Source organism: Lactobacillus crispatus (assembly GCF_018987235.1).
Lineage (GTDB): Bacteria > Bacillota > Bacilli > Lactobacillales > Lactobacillaceae > Lactobacillus > Lactobacillus crispatus.
In genome coordinates, this window is sequence record NZ_CP072197.1 from 251,840 (window position 1) to 269,790 (window position 17,951).

General features: G+C 38.0%; 17 protein-coding genes. 15 read left to right on the forward strand and 2 right to left on the reverse strand.

The window, feature by feature from the left end:
- The first annotated feature begins 65 nt into the window (after positions 1-65).
- The 11 genes from metG to J6L97_RS01275 all read left to right on the forward strand — a co-directional run bounded on the left by metG (position 66) and on the right by J6L97_RS01275 (position 11,991).
- On the forward strand, positions 66-2,042 hold the full coding sequence (gene metG, locus J6L97_RS01225) for a methionine--tRNA ligase (protein ID WP_057726208.1): 1,977 nt from the start codon (positions 66-68) through the stop codon (positions 2,040-2,042).
- A complete protein-coding gene (locus J6L97_RS01230; RefSeq protein WP_054832674.1) occupies positions 2,042-2,809 on the forward strand; it encodes a TatD family hydrolase in 768 nt (255 codons plus the stop codon). Before metG ends, J6L97_RS01230 begins: the two co-directional genes overlap by 1 nt.
- Positions 2,796-3,362: a ribonuclease M5 gene (rnmV, locus tag J6L97_RS01235; RefSeq protein WP_005718476.1), complete on the forward strand. Its 567-nt coding sequence runs from the start codon at positions 2,796-2,798 to the stop codon at positions 3,360-3,362. The genes J6L97_RS01230 and rnmV overlap by 14 nt, the downstream gene beginning before the upstream one ends.
- Positions 3,352-4,236 (forward strand): 16S rRNA (adenine(1518)-N(6)/adenine(1519)-N(6))-dimethyltransferase RsmA, encoded by an 885-nt coding sequence (rsmA, locus tag J6L97_RS01240; protein ID WP_057726206.1) that lies wholly within the window; start codon positions 3,352-3,354, stop codon positions 4,234-4,236. Before rnmV ends, rsmA begins: the two co-directional genes overlap by 11 nt.
- Before the next feature lie 61 nt (positions 4,237-4,297).
- Positions 4,298-4,555 carry a Veg family protein gene (locus J6L97_RS01245; RefSeq protein ID WP_013085757.1) on the forward strand — a complete coding sequence of 86 codons (258 nt, stop codon included), beginning with the start codon at positions 4,298-4,300 and terminating at the stop codon, positions 4,553-4,555.
- A gap of 108 nt (positions 4,556-4,663) precedes the next feature.
- On the forward strand, positions 4,664-5,494 hold the full coding sequence (purR, locus tag J6L97_RS01250; RefSeq protein ID WP_023488471.1) for a pur operon repressor: 831 nt from the start codon (positions 4,664-4,666) through the stop codon (positions 5,492-5,494).
- A gap of 46 nt (positions 5,495-5,540) precedes the next feature.
- Entirely contained in the window at positions 5,541-6,926 is a 1,386-nt protein-coding gene (gene glmU / locus J6L97_RS01255) for a bifunctional UDP-N-acetylglucosamine diphosphorylase/glucosamine-1-phosphate N-acetyltransferase GlmU (protein WP_057726204.1), read from the forward strand.
- 128 nt (positions 6,927-7,054) lie between these two features.
- Positions 7,055-7,807, forward strand: coding sequence for an SLAP domain-containing protein (locus J6L97_RS01260; RefSeq protein ID WP_005718484.1), 753 nt, complete (start codon positions 7,055-7,057; stop codon positions 7,805-7,807).
- Positions 7,808-7,937: 130 nt separating this feature from the next.
- Positions 7,938-9,707 carry an SLAP domain-containing protein gene (locus J6L97_RS01265; protein WP_057726202.1) on the forward strand — a complete coding sequence of 590 codons (1,770 nt, stop codon included), beginning with the start codon at positions 7,938-7,940 and terminating at the stop codon, positions 9,705-9,707.
- A 227-nt stretch (positions 9,708-9,934) separates the two neighbouring features.
- Positions 9,935-10,909 (forward strand): ribose-phosphate diphosphokinase, encoded by a 975-nt coding sequence (locus tag J6L97_RS01270; protein ID WP_054832675.1) that lies wholly within the window; start codon positions 9,935-9,937, stop codon positions 10,907-10,909.
- A 161-nt stretch (positions 10,910-11,070) separates the two neighbouring features.
- A complete protein-coding gene (locus tag J6L97_RS01275) occupies positions 11,071-11,991 on the forward strand; it encodes an ROK family protein (RefSeq protein ID WP_057726199.1) in 921 nt (306 codons plus the stop codon).
- 60 nt (positions 11,992-12,051) lie between these two features.
- On the opposite strand, the gene J6L97_RS01280 is transcribed toward J6L97_RS01275, so the two are convergent.
- Both J6L97_RS01280 and J6L97_RS01285 read right to left on the reverse strand, forming a co-directional pair.
- Complete coding sequence (locus tag J6L97_RS01280; RefSeq protein ID WP_054832678.1) at positions 12,052-12,327, reverse strand: hypothetical protein; 276 nt, start codon at positions 12,325-12,327, stop codon at positions 12,052-12,054.
- A gap of 34 nt (positions 12,328-12,361) precedes the next feature.
- On the reverse strand, positions 12,362-13,735 hold the full coding sequence (locus J6L97_RS01285) for an HD domain-containing protein (protein WP_057726197.1): 1,374 nt from the start codon (positions 13,733-13,735) through the stop codon (positions 12,362-12,364).
- A gap of 114 nt (positions 13,736-13,849) precedes the next feature.
- On the opposite strand from J6L97_RS01285, the gene J6L97_RS01290 reads away from it, so the two are divergent.
- The 4 genes from J6L97_RS01290 to J6L97_RS01305 all read left to right on the forward strand — a co-directional run bounded on the left by J6L97_RS01290 (position 13,850) and on the right by J6L97_RS01305 (position 17,919).
- Positions 13,850-14,254, forward strand: coding sequence for a YwiB family protein (locus tag J6L97_RS01290; protein ID WP_035443525.1), 405 nt, complete (start codon positions 13,850-13,852; stop codon positions 14,252-14,254).
- 46 nt (positions 14,255-14,300) lie between these two features.
- On the forward strand, positions 14,301-14,756 hold the full coding sequence (rpoE, locus tag J6L97_RS01295; protein WP_057726194.1) for a DNA-directed RNA polymerase subunit delta: 456 nt from the start codon (positions 14,301-14,303) through the stop codon (positions 14,754-14,756).
- 116 nt (positions 14,757-14,872) lie between these two features.
- Positions 14,873-16,492 carry a CTP synthase gene (locus tag J6L97_RS01300; RefSeq protein ID WP_005725368.1) on the forward strand — a complete coding sequence of 540 codons (1,620 nt, stop codon included), beginning with the start codon at positions 14,873-14,875 and terminating at the stop codon, positions 16,490-16,492.
- A gap of 131 nt (positions 16,493-16,623) precedes the next feature.
- Positions 16,624-17,919 carry a UDP-N-acetylglucosamine 1-carboxyvinyltransferase gene (locus J6L97_RS01305; protein ID WP_054832676.1) on the forward strand — a complete coding sequence of 432 codons (1,296 nt, stop codon included), beginning with the start codon at positions 16,624-16,626 and terminating at the stop codon, positions 17,917-17,919.
- Positions 17,920-17,951 lie beyond the last annotated feature (32 nt).

Below are 17,951 nucleotides of genomic sequence, written 5' to 3' on the forward strand. Positions count from 1 at the left end.
ATTCCTTTTTTTGCATGTTAAAATAAAATAGATATTTTAGACGATTAAAGGAGTTTGATTAATCAATGGCTGATAAAGATACTTTTTATATTACAACCCCAATTTATTATCCATCTGGTCGTTTAACGATCGGAAATGCTTATACTACTATCGCAGCTGATACAATGGCTCGCTATAAGCGTAGTCAAGGCTATGATACTTTCTTTTTAACTGGTACTGATGAACATGGCTTGAAGATCGAACAAAAGGCTGAAGCACAAGGAATCAAGCCACAAGAGTTTGTTGATAAGATGGCTGCTTCTTACAAAAAATTATGGAAGAGCCTTAACATTTCTTATGACAAGTTTATTAGAACTACTGATGAACAACATGTTCAAGCTGTCCAAAAGATTTTTGAAAAGCTGTTAAAGAAAGGCGACATTTATTTAGGCGAATATACTGGTTGGTATTCAGTTGAAGATGAAGAATATTTCACTGAATCACAATTAGCTGAAGTCTATAAAGATGATGATGGTAATGTGATCGGCGGTAAGGCACCTAGTGGTCATGAAGTACGCCTAGTTAAAGAACCATCTTATTTCTTCAAGATGAGTAAGTACGCAGACCGCTTAGTAGAATACTACAAGGAACATCCTGACTTCATTTTGCCTCATTCACGTGAAAAGGAAATGCTTAATAACTTCATTAAGCCAGGTTTGGAAGATTTATCAGTTACCCGGACTACTGTTAACTGGGGAATTCCTGTTCCAAGTGATCCTAAACACGTGGTTTACGTTTGGATCGATGCACTTTCAAACTATATTACCGCTTTGGGCTATGGCTCAGATGATGATTCATTGTTTAAGAAATATTGGCCAGCAGATGTTCATTTGGTAGGTAAGGAAATCGTTCGTTTCCACACTATTTATTGGCCAATTATGTTAATGGCTCTTGATTTGCCACTTCCTAAGCACATTATCGGCCATGGTTGGGTATTAATGAAAAATGGCAAGATGTCTAAGTCAAAGGGGAATGCTGTTTATCCAGAATCATTGACTAGTCGTTATGGTGTTGATCCACTTCGCTATTACTTGATGCGTGCTCTTCCATTTGGCGATGACGGTATTTTTACACCAGAAGACTTTGTTGAAAGAATTAATTATGACTTGGCCAACGATTTGGGTAACTTACTTAACAGAACCGTGTCAATGATTAATCAATATCAAGCTGGTCATGTTGATGCAGTTCCTGTTGCTCAAGCTGAATTTGGCAAAGACTTGCAAGATACAGCTGCTAGTGTCATTAATGATTACAGAGAAAATATGAATTCACTTCACTTCTCTAAGGCATTAGACAATATTTGGAAGTTGGTTTCTCGTGCTAACAAGTATATTGATGAAACTACTCCATGGGCTTTGAACAAAGAAGGTAAAAAGGAAGAACTTAGCAAGGTCATGAGCAACTTGGCTGAAAGCTTGCATTTAATTGCTATTATGATTGAACCAGTAATGACCGAAACTGCACCAATTATGTTCAAGCAACTTGGTTTAAATTGGGACAATGAAGACGCTAAGCATTTGGCCTTTGGTGACTTTGATTGGGATGTTAAAGTAATTGAAAAACCACAACCAATTTTCCCAAGACTTAAGATGGACGAAGAAGTTAAGTACATCAAGGATGAAATGGCTAAAGCTAAGCCAAAGAAGACCACTAGAAGTGAACAAAAGAAGGGTGACGAAATCACCATTGACGATTTTGACAAGGTTAAGATCCAAGTAGGCCAAATTTTGTCAGTTGAACCAGTTAAAGGCTCAAGCAAGTTGCTCATGTTCAAGCTGGACTTTGGTAATGGCAAGGAAACCCAAATTTTGAGTGGTATCCGCAAGTTTTATCCAGATGCAAGTGAGCTATTAGACAAAAAGGTTTTAGCTGTTACTAACTTAAAGCCACGTAAGATGCTGGGTCACCTTAGTGAAGGGATGCTCTTATCAAGTGAAAAGCATGGCAAAATTAAGTTAGCTCTTGTTGGTGATGAACATGCAGTTGGGGCTGAACTCGGCTAATGGAGATCATTGATAATCATACTCATTTGAATGACGAGCCGTTTCGCGGCAAGGAACAATATTATTTAGAACGAGCAAAAGCACTTGATGTAACCAAGGTTATTTGTGCGGGGCAAGATCCTGACTTTAATCAAAGAGCGGTTGACTTAGCACAAAAGTTTGATAATGTCTATGCGATGGTCGGTTACTGTCCCGATGTGGCTAAAGACTATGATCAACAGGCTGAAGATAAACTAATTGAACAATTGAAGCAGCCTAAGGTAGTTGCAATGGGCGAAATCGGGCTAGATTATTATTGGGATGAATCGCCGCGCGACGTACAGCGCAATGTTTTTGCGCGGCAAATTGAAGTAGCACATGACTTGAAGATGCCGGTTGATATCCATACTAGGGATGCATTTGGAGATTGTTATAACATCTTGAAAAATAGCAATCTGGAATATGGTGCTGTTTTGCATAGTTTTAACGGTGGTGTTGACTGGTTAAATAAGTTTTTGGATTTGAATGTTTACTTTTCATATTCAGGTGTTGTTTCTTTCACTAAGGCTACGGAAGTACACGAGAGTGCAAAAGCTGCGCCACTTGACCGAATTTTAGTTGAAACCGACGCGCCATATTTAACGCCTAAGCCATATCGTGGTCATCAAAATGAAACTGGCTACGTACGTTATGTGGCAGAAGCAATTGCTAAGTTGAAGGATATTCCACTAGAGAAAGCGGCGGATGCTACTTATAAGAACACAGTGAGAGTTTATGGGCTTAAATAAAAAGAATTTTGATGCGGTAATCGTTGTTGAGGGGAAAGACGATACCATCCGTTTAAAACAATTTTTCCCAGGAATCGAGACAATTGAGACTAATGGATCAGCCGTTTCAGATGAAGTATTGAAGCAAATCCAAAAATTAAGTGAGAGTCGGCAAATTATTGTCTTTACTGATCCTGACTTTAATGGCGAAAGAATCCGGCGCATTGTAACTAAAGCTGTTCCTGATGCAAAGCAAGCTTTTATTACCCGTAAGGAAGGCGAACCTCATAAAAAGGGGAGTCTAGGTGTAGAACATGCTTCAAAAGAAGCACTTGAGCATGCACTAAGTGATTTGCATGAGGTTGAACCGCAAAAAAGTGATTTAACTCCAGCAATTTATCGGCAATTAGGTTTAGCTGGTGGTAGCGGCTCACGAAAATTACGTGAACAAGTAGGCATTAAATTACGAGTTGGCTATGGCAATTCCAAGCAGTTTTATAATCGCTTGCATACTTTTGGCGTTTCATTAGCTGAATTAAAGGCAGCTGTCAAGGAGGTAGAAAATGACAAATAATATTCCAATTGGCTCTCCAGTTAGAACACAAGCAATTGTTAACCGTTACTTTGTCAAAGCTAAAAAGAACTTAGGGCAAAATTTCTTAGTTGATCAGACTGCTATTTTAGGTATTGTTGAAGCTGCTGGGATAAAAAAAGATGATCAAGTCATTGAAATTGGACCAGGTATTGGCTCTTTGACTGAGCAACTACTGTTGGCAGGCGCTAAAATTTTTGCTTATGAAGTTGATGATAGCTTACCTACGATTTTACAGAATGAACTGCCTAAGAAAATTGATGATCAGCCTTTGGCTAGTCGCTTTAAGATTTTGCTTAAGGATGTATTAAAGGCTAATTTTAAAGAAGATATTGGTGACTTTTTTGACTTCACTAAACCGATCAAAGTTGTAGCCAATTTACCATACTACATTACGACACCGATTATTTTTGCTTTAGCTGAATCTGACTTGCACTTTACTTCGCTGACCTTGATGATGCAAAAAGAAGTGGCAGAGCGATTAGAAGCTCAATCAGGTAGCAAGGATTATGGCCCATTAACGATTTCTGTTCAAACAGAAATGAAAGTTAAGCTTGCTTTACAAGTGGGGCGTAATTCCTTTATGCCACGACCTAAAGTTGATTCTAGTGTAGTTGTTTTGACTCCGCTAAAAGAAAAGCCTGCTATTGAAGATCGCAAGCACTTTATTTGGGTTGTGAAAATGTGCTTTTCACAAAGAAGAAAGACACTGAACAATAACTTAAAGTCATTATTGCCAGATAAAACCAAACGAGATGAATTGATTACAGAATTAGGTGTAGAACCACGAATTCGGCCTGAAGACCTAACAATTGAACAATTCATTAAGATTGCTAAATTTATTCCTGCAAAGTAATGCCTAATATTGAATTTATTATATATTTGTGATATAATTTACATAAAGGAGCTGTTGTTTAGTGCCAACATCAATTATCACAATTAAACATAAGTTGGATTCTCACTTAGGTGATGCTTTAACAGTAGTAGCTCAAGCGGGTCGTAAGAAAGTTACTAAGAGACGGGGGATTCTAAGAGAGACTTTCCCTGCAGTGTTTGTGGTTGATTTAGACCAACATCAAAATAATTTTAAACATGTTTCTTACAGTTATACCGATTTACTAACTAAGAATATTGCATTAGAGTTTGATGATGAAGCTGAAGAGGCTGAAGCTTAAACACAATTTTTGAAATTGTCACTAGCATTTATTTAAAATGTTAGTGCTTTTTTTTGCCCTTTAGAGTATATTAATTAAGTATAAACCAAACATTAGAAAGGAAATTTCATGAAACGTTCAGAAAGATTGGTGGACATGACCAAATATTTAATGGAGCGTCCCCATACTTTAATTGCACTACCATTCTTTGCTAAGCGTTACGGCGCTGCTAAGTCATCTATTTCAGAAGATTTAGCTATTTTGAAGCACACTCTTGCCAGCAATCAAGATGGTATTTTGGAGACTGTAGCCGGTGCAGCTGGTGGCGTGCGCTATATTCCATTTTTAGGTAAAAAACACGCGGAAGTATATTTGTCAGATTTATCAACTAGGATTGAGGATCCAAGTAGAATTTTAGCCGGTGGTTTTGTGTATCTGTCAGATATTTTAGGCAATACGCAAGATTTACGTAAAATTGGTGAATTAGTAGCTACTCATTATGCTTATGAAGAAATCGATGCTGTCATGACAGTTGAAACAAAAGGGATTGCTTTAGCCCAAGCAGTTGCTCGTTTTTTAGATGTACCATTTGTTACAGCTAGAAAGCGATCAAAGGTAACAGAAGGTGCTACTGTTTCTGTTAACTATATTTCTTCATCGTTGTCTCGAGTATCGAAGATGGAATTACCGACTCGTGCTCTTAAAAAAGAAGCTAAAGTTTTAATTGTCGATGATTTTATGAAGGGTGGCGGTACCCTAACCGGAATGGAAGAATTAGTTAAGGAATTCGATGGTACTATTGCCGGCGTTTGTGTACTCTGTGAAGCCGATTTTGACAAAGAAAAGCTGATTAAGAACTATCTTTCATTAGTAAAAATTAGTGAAATTGATACTGCCCAAAAGCTGATTGTAGCAGAACCTGGTAACTTCTTAACTGAAACTGATTTTGACCGTTTCTAAAATGGTATACTAGAATCAAGTTTTGATTATTAAGAGGTTAATATTAATGGAAAAATATGTAGTCGTTCTTGCCGCAGGTAAGGGCACACGAATGAAGTCAAAGTTGTACAAGGTTTTACACAAAGTTTGTGGTAAAACCATGGTTGAGCATGTTGTTGATACAGCTCAAGGCGTTAATCCTGCAGAAATCGTTACAATCGTTGGTACAGGTGCTGGCGATGTAGAAAAAGTACTGGCAGACAAGTCTAAGTTTGCTTTCCAAGAAAAGCAATTAGGTACTGGTGACGCCGTAATGACTGCGCGTGAAGAATTGTGTGACAAAGATGGTGCTACTTTAGTAGTTACTGGTGATACACCACTTTTCACAACTGATACATTTAATGAACTATTCAAGTATCATGCAGAAAAAGGCAATGCTGCAACTGTATTGACCGCGAAAGCTCCAAATCCATTTGGCTATGGTCGAATTATTCGTGATGATCAAGGCAATGTTTTACGAATTGTAGAACAAAAAGATGGTAAACCAGAAGAATTAAAAGTAAAAGAAATCAATACTGGTGTATTTTGCTTTGACAATAAAAAATTATTTGAAGCATTGAAGCACGTTAATAATGACAATGCTCAAGGTGAATATTACTTAACTGATGTTTTAGAAATCTTGCGCAATAGTGGTGAACGCGTTGGTGCTTACAAGATGCCTGACTTTAGTGAAAGCCTTGGCGTTAATGACCGTATTGCATTAGCTCAAGCTACTAAGACTATGCAAAGAAGAATTAATGAACAGCATATGCGTGATGGTGTTTCATTTATCGACCCTGATACTGCTTATATTGATGCAGATGTTAAGATTGGCAACGACACTGTAATTGAAGGTAATGTTGTGATTAAAGGAAACACAGAAATCGGTAGTGATTGCTACATTACTAGTGGTTCAAGAATCGTTGATTCTAAGATTGGTAATAATGTCACTGTTACTTCTTCAACTGTTGAAGAAGCTGAAATGGACGATAATACTGACATCGGTCCTAATTCACACCTTCGTCCTAAGGCAATTATTCGCAAAGGTGCACATATTGGTAACTTTGTGGAAATTAAGAAGGCTGAGATTGGTGAAAATACTAAAGTAGGTCACTTGACTTATGTTGGAGACGCTACCTTAGGTAAAGACATTAACATTGGCTGTGGTACGATCTTCTCTAATTACGATGGTGTAAAGAAGTTCCATACTAATGTTGGTGATCATGCCTTTATTGGCGCTGGCTCAACATTGATTGCTCCAATTAATGTTGCGGATCACGCCTTTATTGCAGCTGATACCACTGTTACTAAGGACGTTAATAAATATGACATGGCAATTGGCCGTGGCCGTCAAGTTAATAAGCCAGATTATTGGCATAAGCTTCCTCTTTCTCAAGATAAAGAATGGGATTAAGAATAAGGCACTAGTGTATCAAGCTAGTGCTTTTTTGTTAAGAATTGCTAAATACTTATTGCAAAATAATAATTGAGACCTACAATAAGGTGTACTAATAATAATTTTTACATGAGGTAGGTAATACTATGAAATTAAGTCATAAGTTAGTTATGGTTTCAGCAGCTGTTTTGATGGGTGTTAGCCCAGTATTAGGCATGGCAGAAAATACTGTATCTGTTCAAGCTGCTACTAAGAGTACTAATGGTGTACATAATACTTACGGTAAAAACAGCAAAGTTAAAGTAACTAAGACTATGAAGTTTGTCGACCGTAATGGTAAGAAAACTTCTAAGACTGCTCCTAAGGGTGGTAGCTACACTATTTGGAACGTCAAGAATATCGACGGTCAAGTTTACTACAGTATTCAAACTGATTTGAAGTACTGGATTCCTGCAACTGCAACTGAAGGTACAGTAACTTATAAGTCAGGCAATACTACTTATACTTTAAAGAGTGATGGCAAGAAGGTAACAACTTCTACTTCAACTAAGAAGGCTGTTAAGAAGACTAATTCAAATAAAAACACTAAAAAAGTAGTTAAAGAATCAACTAAGAAAACTGCCACTAAGACTACTAAAAAAAGCAACTCAGAAAAGACTACTAAGAAAACTTCATCAAAGAAGACGCCAGTGGCTAAGGCAGTTAAGATAACTACTAAGAATAAGGCTTACGTTTACGACAAGAATGGTAAGCGTGTAAAAAACTATTTAGGCACTAGTTACATTGGTAAAAAGATCACTGTTAAAGGTTTAGGTACTAAGACCATTAATGGTGTTAAGTATTATGCTTTGCAACCAAATCATTATTACATTAAAGCTTCAGATGTAACTGTTAAGTAATAATTGATAGGAAAAAGACACTTTTTCGTTATGAAAAGATGTCTTTTTCGTTTCTAAATTGGCAAAAAAATATTTTAGATCTACAATATATAAATGAACTTTAAGTTTAGTAAGAATGAGGTATTTATCGATGAAATTAAGTCATAAATTAGTTATGGTCTCAGCAGCTGCATTGATGAGTGTTGCTCCACTTTTGGGTACTGCAGAAAACGTCAACACTGTTCAAGCTGCTCCTAAGAAGACTACTTCAAAGAAGACAGCAAGCAACAAGATCACTTTGGTACGTAATGCTTATGTGTACGATAAGAATGGTAAGCGTCTTGATAAGTACATGGGCAGTGCAAAATACACTACTATTGCTAAAGGCGTAACTGTTACTTCAACTGGCACTAAGACTATCAATGGTGTAAAGTACTACGATCTTGGCGGTGGTGCTTATATCAAGGCTGTTAACGTAGATGGTAAAGCTGCGTCATCAACTTCATCACTGTCAAAGGGTACTAAGGCTAAGTTTGTTTCTAACTCATACATTTATGACAAGAACGGTAAACGTATCAGCAAGTACCAAGGCAAATCTAAGTTTGTTAAGGGTGATTCAGTCACTACTTACGGTATTCAAACCATTAACGGTAAGAAGTATTACCAACTTGACAAGAAGGGTACTGCTTTTGTACGAACTGTTAACATTGATGGTAAAACCACTTCAAACCAAGAATCATCTGTTTCAAATGATGCAGAATCAACTAAAAAATATGACTACTCATTAAAGAAGAATGCTTATATTTATGATAATAATGGTAAGCGCATCAACAAGTACCAAGGTAAGTCTAAGCTTTTAAAGGGTGCCGCAATTGATGTTTATGGCATTGAAACCATTAAGGGTAAGGATTACTACCAACTTGACAAGAAAGGCACTGCTTTTGTTAAGGCAAGTAATGTAACTAGAACCGTTAAGGCAACTTCAATTACCATGAAGAAGAATGCTTACATCTACAATGGTAACGGTGACACCAAGAAGAAGACAGTTAAGAAGGGTAAGACTGTTAAAGCTACTGAAGCAAGATACATTGGTACTAAGCTTTACTACAAGATTAGTGATAATCAATTCGTTAAGGCTGCTAATGTAGGTAAAATTTCAGGCCCAGAACTAGAACCAGTTAACGAACCAGATGGTGCTGCTACTGTTGATACTGGTGATAATACTGTAGATCCAAACGTAACCAAGGTAACTACGATTAATGTTGCTCCACTTTACAATATTAAGGGACAACCAGATAACGTTAGAGCATTTGGCGAAGGTCAAAGTCAACAAGTTTCAGAATTGAGATATATTGCAACTTCTGCAACTGCTACTCCAGAATTATTCTATAAATTATCAAGCGGTAGAGGCTATTTAAAGGATTCAGACGTTGCTGTAAGTGGTAAGACATTAACTCCTGTTAACACTCCGGAACAAGCTAGAGAAGACGTTACTGTTGCCACAGCAGCTAACAAGGCTAAGTTGCTCCAAGACATTAATGAAGCAACTAGCGTTAAGGGTTCAGAAGCTTACAAGCTCGCTTCAAGTGATGTAAAGGCTGCATATGACAAGGCAATCAGTGATGGTACAACTGTTAACAACGATGCTACAGCTACTATTGCTCAAGTTAACGAAGCAGATGCTGCTATTGTTAGTGCAAAGGCTAAACTTGATGGCAAGAGAGTTGCTGTTGCTAACATGACCAATTTAACTTCAGATGAAATGGCAGCTATTATTAAGGTTGTAGCTAATGCTAATAATGTAGCAGAAAGTTCTGTTCAATTAACTACTAACGGTAGTTTATCAATTAGTGTTAACGGAGCTGCACAAATTTTGAACTTAGGCGATTATGTAACACAAGCTGCAGTTGCAAACAACTAAAAATATATAAAATAAGACGTAGTATCTAAAATGACACTACGTCTTATTTTTTAGGATATTTTCGTTGTACTAGAAAGTACAAATATATTCTAACTTTTTTAGCGATTAATAGTTAGTGCTTTTTTATGGTTGCGGCAAAATTCTTGCTATAATTAAGGAGAATGTGGTTCTTTTTAGAGCAACTTTTGCTAAAATAGAGCTGGTTAAATATTTTTACGGAGGAAATTATGTCCTATAAAGACGATATGATGATCTTCGCCCTTAACTCAAATGTACCATTAGCACAAAAGATTGCGGATCGTGTGGGTGTTCCACTTTCCAAGTCTAGTGTTGAACGTTTCAGTGATGGCGAAATTCAAATTAATATTGATGAAACTGTGCGTGGTAAAGATGTCTACCTTGTACAATCAACCAGTAAGCCAGTTAATGACAATTTAATGGAATTGTTGATTATGATTGACGCTGTACGTCGTGCAAGTGCTCGTACAATTAACATTGTGATGCCTTACTACGGTTATGCTCGTCAAGATCGTAAGACTCGTGCTCGTGAACCAATTACTGCTAAATTGGTTGCAGACATGCTTCAAGCTGCAGGTGCTGATCGCATTCTTTCACTTGACTTACATGCACCACAAATTCAAGGTTTCTTTGATATTCCAGTTGATAACTTAATGGGTGCTCCACTTTTGGCAGACTACTTCTTGCGTAACGGCTTAGAGAAGGACGCTGTTGTAGTTTCACCAGATCACGGTGGTGTTACTCGTGCTAGAAAGCTTGCTGAATTCTTAGGTTGCCCAATTGCCATCGTTGATAAGCGTCGTCCAAAGGCTAATGTTGCTGAAGTTATGAACATTATCGGTGACGTTAAGGGTAAGCGTGCTATCATCATTGATGACATGATTGATACTGCTGGTACTATTACTTTAGCTGCTCAAGCCTTAATTGATGCAGGTGCTACTGAAGTTTATGCTAGTGCAACTCATGCTGTTCTATCTGGTCCAGCTATTAAGAGATTGAACGATTCACCAATTAAGAATTTGGTTTTGACTGATTCAATCAATCAACCAGCAGAGAAGAAGCTTGACAAGATGCTTTTGGTATCAGTTGGTCCATTGATGGGTGATGCTATTAAGTGTATCCAAAACCATGAAGCACTTAGCCCATTGTTCAACACCAGATACGAAGCTGACAAGAACAAGTAAGATAAAATTTGATAATAAAAAATGGCTAGCCGAGAGGTTAGTCATTTTATTTTTTTTGGAAAAAATCATCACCATTTATAATAAATAAGAGTGTATAAAAATACACATGAGAAACATCTATAATTAGAGATAGATGTTTTTCATTTAAAGAGGACAAAATTATGACACAATATTTATCATTCGATATTGGCGGGACTAACTTGAAATATGCATTAATTGATCAAGAAGGGCATATTCTTGAAAAAGACCGGGTAAAGACTAATACTGAAAACCTAGATGCATTCATGCAGACGATGTATGAAGTCGCCGACAAGTATCAAGGAAAGTTCGCTGGCATTGCAGTCTGTGCTCCTGGTAAGATTGATACCAAGAATAAAATTATCTATTTTGGTGGAGCCTTGCCATTCTTAGATGGCTTGAATTTAGAAGAGACTTTAGGTAAAAAATATAATGTACCAGTTGGCGTAGAAAATGATGGTAAAGCAGCTGCTTTGTCAGAGCAATGGCTAGGCGAATTGCATGACGTCAATACTGGGATCGCAATTACCTTAGGCACTGGTGTTGGCGGCGGTGTCATAGTTGATAATCGTATTTTACATGGCTGGACTTTTCAAGCTGGCGAATTGAGTTGGATGATTACGAATTCAAGTATTGGTACTAGGAATATGGCTGCTTATGCTGGCTTTAGTTGTTCTGCGGTTAATATGATCAAAAAAGTTAACCTGGCTTTGGGGAATATCGATCTTGATAACGGCTTGACCGCGTTTGAGGCAATTAACAATGGCGATTTAAGAGCACTAGCCGTTTTTAAACGCTATTGCCGCAATGTAGCAATCATGATCCTCAATATTCAGGCAGTAATCAATGGCTCTAAAGTAATTATTGGTGGCGGGATTAGTGCACAGCCAATTTTGATTGAAGAAATTAACAATCAATTTGATAAAATTTTGCAGAATAATCCAATGTTGAATAATCAAGTGATTAAGCCGGTGATTGTGGCTGCTAAGCATGGCAATGATTCTAACTTATATGGTGCACTTTATGCATTACTGTTGGAATTAAATGACGAAGAAGTTAGGTAAATATTGCAACACAAAAAAGGGATGCGTCGCATCCCTTTTTTACATGAGCTAAATAATAATTTAATCTTTGCCAGAAACAATCTTGGCAATCGCAATGCTGGCACTAGCAACGCAAGCTACCATGGCGGTTTTACAACTAATCTTGACTACGTCTTTTACCAAATCCTTATTTTCATGAATGAAGTCAAAAGACATTTTAGTATAGTCCATGCAATAACCATGAACTGTGTCCATCAAGTCTTTAACTTGAGTATAGCCGCTCTTAGGTTCTGCCTTTACTTCATCTTCTGGATTAATTTGAGTTCTTACATCTGTATTTAAATCATGTCTGTTCATCATAAATACCTCGATTCTAGGATTTACCTTAATTTTACTTCTTTTGCTCACGTTTTGGTCTTCTCAAATATCTTAAGGCACCATTCTTAATATATTTTTGAAATTGCTCATAAAGTGGATCGAAAATTTGCGGCTGATCTTCATCGTGACTGAGCATAGTTTTAGGGAAGAAGAAGCGTTCATCTCCTTGGAAAGTACCATTTAATGCGCGAACCAATGGGCTGAGTTGGGATAACTCAATCATGCTGCCGTCGTCTTGCATAATTTCAATTTGACTATTAGCATTTTTCCCCGTTGGCTTATAAGCATCATATGGTTCATCGAATGCGGAATTGGTAGCGGTATAGTAATCAGGATTAAAGCCAGCTTGCTTGATTAGGCTCTTGAGCTTAGGTAAAAGATTTTTGGTTTCTTCATCGATTCGGACACTAGCTAGCGGTTCTCTGTACAAGTAACGCTTGGCTATGTCAGATAAGATTGGATCTTGTGCCTGGGTCCACATAGAAAAATTAGTTTCCATTACTCCATCATCAAGCTTTAAATAATCGTCTAAAGTCCAATTGCCTTCAAGGAATTTAGCCAAGCTAGGTGTAACTTGCAGATTTCCCTTTTTATAAACAGCTTGAGCGCGCTCTAAAAGGTGATGCAAGATGACTTCCATTGAGCGTCCTACGCGGTGGAAGTAGACCTGTTGGTACATCTGATAGCGTGACACGATATAGTCTTCAACGGCATGCATCCCATTGTTGGTAAAACAAATACCATTTTGATAAGGACGGATTACCCGTAAAATTCTTGATAAATCGAACCTACCATAGTTAACTCCGGTGAAATAAGCATCCCGCTGCAAATAATCCATCCGGTCAGCGTCAGCTTGACTTGAGATCATTTTAACCACTTGCGGATTAGGATAAGTCTTAGCGATTACGCTGGCGACTAATTCAGGAAAGTTAGGTGCAACTTGTTTTAATGCATGGTTAATTTCTGTATTAGGGTCAGTAATGATCTTTTGTCCAATTTTTTCATGATTGGTGCCAAAAAGGTGCTCGAATGTGTGCGAATAGGGCCCGTGACCGATGTCATGAAGCAATCCGGCACATTCTACCAGTAATCGATTATCATCGTTCCAGAGACCGTCTCCTGGCGTAATTGAGGGATATTTTTTGCTAAAGATATCGCAAATTCTTCTCGTTAATTCATAAACGCCTAAGTTGTGCTCAAATCTAGTGTGAGTTGCACCTGGAAAAACATAGCTAACAGGACCTAACTGTTTAATGCGACGCATGCGTTGAAATTCTTTAGACTTCAGTATGTCCAAAACAACTTTATCTTCAATATGAATATAGCCGTGAACCGGATCACGGAGAACAACCTCTTGTTTTAATTTTTCGCTTTGAAATCTTGCCATAAAAATCCACCAAGTTTAATTTATTAATTTTTTGAACTATATATAATAAAATAGATTATATCTAACTAAAATTATATCAGAGATATAGTAATAATGTTTAAAGGGGGCGCTTGTTTGACAGCAATTACGATTGATTTGACTAGTAAAATTACTCAAGACAATGAGACAGAGACTTTTACGCGACATGCGCAAGGGCAATTGACTGAGGAAGGCGACGTCACACGAATTTCTTATGCCGAAGAAGGGCAAATTCCAGTGAAGATGCTTCTAAAGGAGAATGAATTGTTGATTCGCCGCGGCGTTGACAGCAATAATTATTCTTTAATGAAATTTATTCCGGGTGAAAAAGGCAACTGCCGCTATGTAGTTGAAGGGCGCCGCATGGACATGACCAGCGTGACTAACTTGCTTGAATATCAGAGTCAAGATGATGGTTCACGTAAACTTCGGGTTGAATATGACCTCTTTAATGGACTATACTTAATAGGTAACTATGCAGTCACGTTGATTTTTACTTAAAGGCCTAGTAGAATAGTAAAGATTGTATAAGAGAGGACGTACAGCTGTGGGATTAGACAAATTTAAAGACAAAAATCGCGATGAATTGTCAATGATCGAAGTTGCTCGTGCAATTTTGGAAGACAATGGCAAGAGAATGGCATTTGCCGATATTGTTAATGCCGTACAAAAATACTTGAATAAGAGTGACGAAGAAATTCGTGAGCGTTTACCACAATTCTATACTAATATGAACACTGATGGTGAATTTATCTCAATGGGTGAAAATGTTTGGGCACTTCGTTCATGGTTCCCATATGAATCAGTTGATGAAGAAGTTAACCACCCTGAGGATGAAGAAGAAGACGATTCACGTAAGCACCATAAGAAGGTTAATGCCTTCTTAGCTAGTGCAACTGGTGATGATGACATTATCGACTACGATAACGATGATCCAGAAGATGACGACTTAGACGCCACAGACGATGATACTGATGACGATTATGGCGACGAAGATAATTAATTTGCTTGACTTAAGAAGAAAAAGCAGATAATATTTTTGTTGGGCACCCTATGTGCGTTTAGCTCCCCGTTAGTGGGAGCTTTTTTGTTTAAAGGATAAGTTAAAAGGAGCAGAACATGACAAAATACATCTTCGTAACTGGCGGTGTCGTATCTTCACTTGGTAAAGGGATTACTGCATCAAGTTTAGGTCGACTTCTTAAGAATCGTGGCTTGAAGGTCACTATGCAAAAGTTTGACCCATATATTAATATTGACCCAGGTACAATGAATCCATACCAACACGGTGAAGTTTATGTTACCGACGATGGTACAGAAGCTGACCTTGACTTAGGTCACTATGAAAGAATCGTAGATGTTAGAACTAGCAAGTATTCTAACGTAACTACTGGTAAGATTTACCAAGAAGTTTTGGAAAAAGAACGTCGTGGTGACTACCATGGTGCTACTGTACAAGTAATTCCTCATATTACTGACATGATCAAAAAGAAGATCATGCGTGCAGCTTTGACTACTGATTCAGATGTAATTATTTCTGAAATTGGTGGTACTGTTGGGGATATCGAATCAACTCCATTCATGGAAGCTATTCGTCAAATGCGCCGTGAAGTTGGTCCAGAAAATGTAATGTACATTCACTGTACTTTGGTTCCACTTCTTCACGCTGCTCATGAAATGAAGACTAAGCCAACACAACACTCAGTTGCTGAGCTTCGTAGTATTGGTATTCAACCAAATATGTTAGTGCTTCGTGCTGAACAACCAATTGACCAAGAACACAAAGACAAGATTTCTACTTTTACAGACGTGCCTGTTGATCGAATTATTGAATCAATTGATGCTCCTTCATTATTCGATGTGCCTTTGAACTTCCAAAAGCAAGGCATGGATCAAAAAGTCTGTGATTTCTTACACTTAGAGAGTCCAAAGCCAGAAGCTGACATGGAAGCTTGGAAGAAGCTTGATGAGCGTGCTAAGACCTTGAAGCATCACACTAAGATTACCTTGGTTGGTAAGTATGTAGAGCTTGAAGACGCTTATATTTCAGTTACTGATGCTTTGCAACATGCTGGTTATCTTTACAACACTAAGATTGATGTTGATAAGGTACAAGCTGAAGACGTAACTGAAGATAATATTGCAGAAATCATGAAGGATTCAGATGGTTTGATTGTCCCTGGTGGTTTTGGTACTCGTGGTCTTGAAGGAATGATTACTGCAATTAAGTATGCTCGTGAACATGACATCCCATTCTTAGGTATTTGTTTGGGGATGCAGATGGCTAGTGTTGAATTTGCACGCGATGTATTAAACCTTGAGGATGCTAATTCTGCAGAAGCAGAGCCAAACTGCAAGAATAATATTATCGACATTATGGCTGATAAGCGTGATGAAGAAAATATTGGTGGTACTTTGCGGTTAGGTATTTACCCAGCCACTCTTAAGAAGGGAACTAAGACTCGTGCGGCTTACGATGATCAAGATGTTATTCAAGAACGTCACCGTCACCGTTTTGAATTCAATAATGAATACCGTGAAGCCTTTGAAAAGGCTGGTATGGTCTTCTCAGGCGTTTCACCAGATAACCGCTTAGTTGAAATTATCGAATTACCAAAGAAAAAATTCTTTATTGCAGCACAATATCACCCAGAATTTTTGAGTCGTCCACAACGTCCAGAAGGCTTATTTAAGTCATTTATTGGTGCAGCTAGTGGTCTTCCAGCACAAGAATTTTAAAGTGATTAAAGTTTGATTATACAAAATCTTAAGAAAACAAGAACTGAGAGACCTCAGCTCTTGTTTTTTTTGTAAATATCCTTTAACATTATTATGATTAATTGAAAGTAGAAAAGGATTTGTTTTCGCCAATGAAGCAGATGATAATTCATGGTGGAAAGCCCCTGCAGGGTGATGTTTGGATTGGTGGAGCTAAGAACTCAACAGTTGCTCTTATTCCGGCATCAATTTTATCAAGAACACCAGTGACCTTGGAAGGCGTCCCAAGAATAGCTGATGTGGTTAACTTGATGGACTTGTTAAGTGAGATGGATGTACATTGTGATTTCGGTGAAACCACTTTAAGAATAGATCCAACTGATATCAAAATGAGTCCGTTGCCAGCTGGTAAGATTAAGAGTTTGCGCGCTTCATATTACTTTATGGGTGCGCTACTTGGTCGCTTTGGCAAGGCAGTAGTGGGCTTCCCTGGTGGTGACGATATTGGGCCACGTCCGATTGACCAACATATTAAGGGCTTTGAAGCCTTAGGCGCTAGCGTAAAAAATGAAAATGATCAAATTATAATTACTGCACCAGAAGATGGTTTGCATGGAGCAAAAATCCATTTAAAGATGCCATCAGTTGGGGCAACGATGAATATTATTATGGCTAGTGTGACGGCACAGGGCCAGACTATAATCGAAAATGCCGCAAAGGAACCGGAAATTATTGATTTAGCTACCTTCTTGAACAATATGGGGGCAGTTATTCGTGGTGCTGGTACTGACTCTATTCGAATTGAAGGGGTGGAGCAGCTTAAAGCACAAATTCCTCATACGATTATTCCAGACAGAATTGAAGCAGGGACTTATGTTGCTTTAGCTGCCTGTATTGGTAATGGCATTCGCATTCATAATATTATCGAAGAACACCTTGATTCATACCTGGCTAAAGTTGAAGAAATGGGTGTAGTAATCGATTCAGATGAAGATTCTTTGTATGTTTACCCAGCGGGCGACCTAAAAATGGTCCAGGTGAAGACAGATGTTTATCCTGGTTTTGCGACAGATTTACAGCAACCAATTACACCACTTTTATTAACTGCTAAAAGCGGTGAAGGTGTAGTAATCGATAATATTTATCCTAAACGGATTGGTCATATTGCTCAGTTGCAAAAGATGGGAGCCAATATTAAAGTTGAAGATAATATTATTTTGGCCCATCCAACTAAGCAGTTTCATGGTGAGGAAGTAACTGCAGGTGAGATTCGGGCAGGTGCCTGTCTGATGATTGCAGGCCTGATGGCTGATGGTACAACAACGATCGACAAGGCTGGTAATATCTTGCGTGGTTATGATCGGGTCCAAGAAAAGCTGCGTCAACTTGGAGCTGATGTAACTATCAAGGATGATCCTGCTGTACCGGGTATTTTAGATAATATTTAGTAAATAAAAACCACATGGAAAATCTCCGTGTG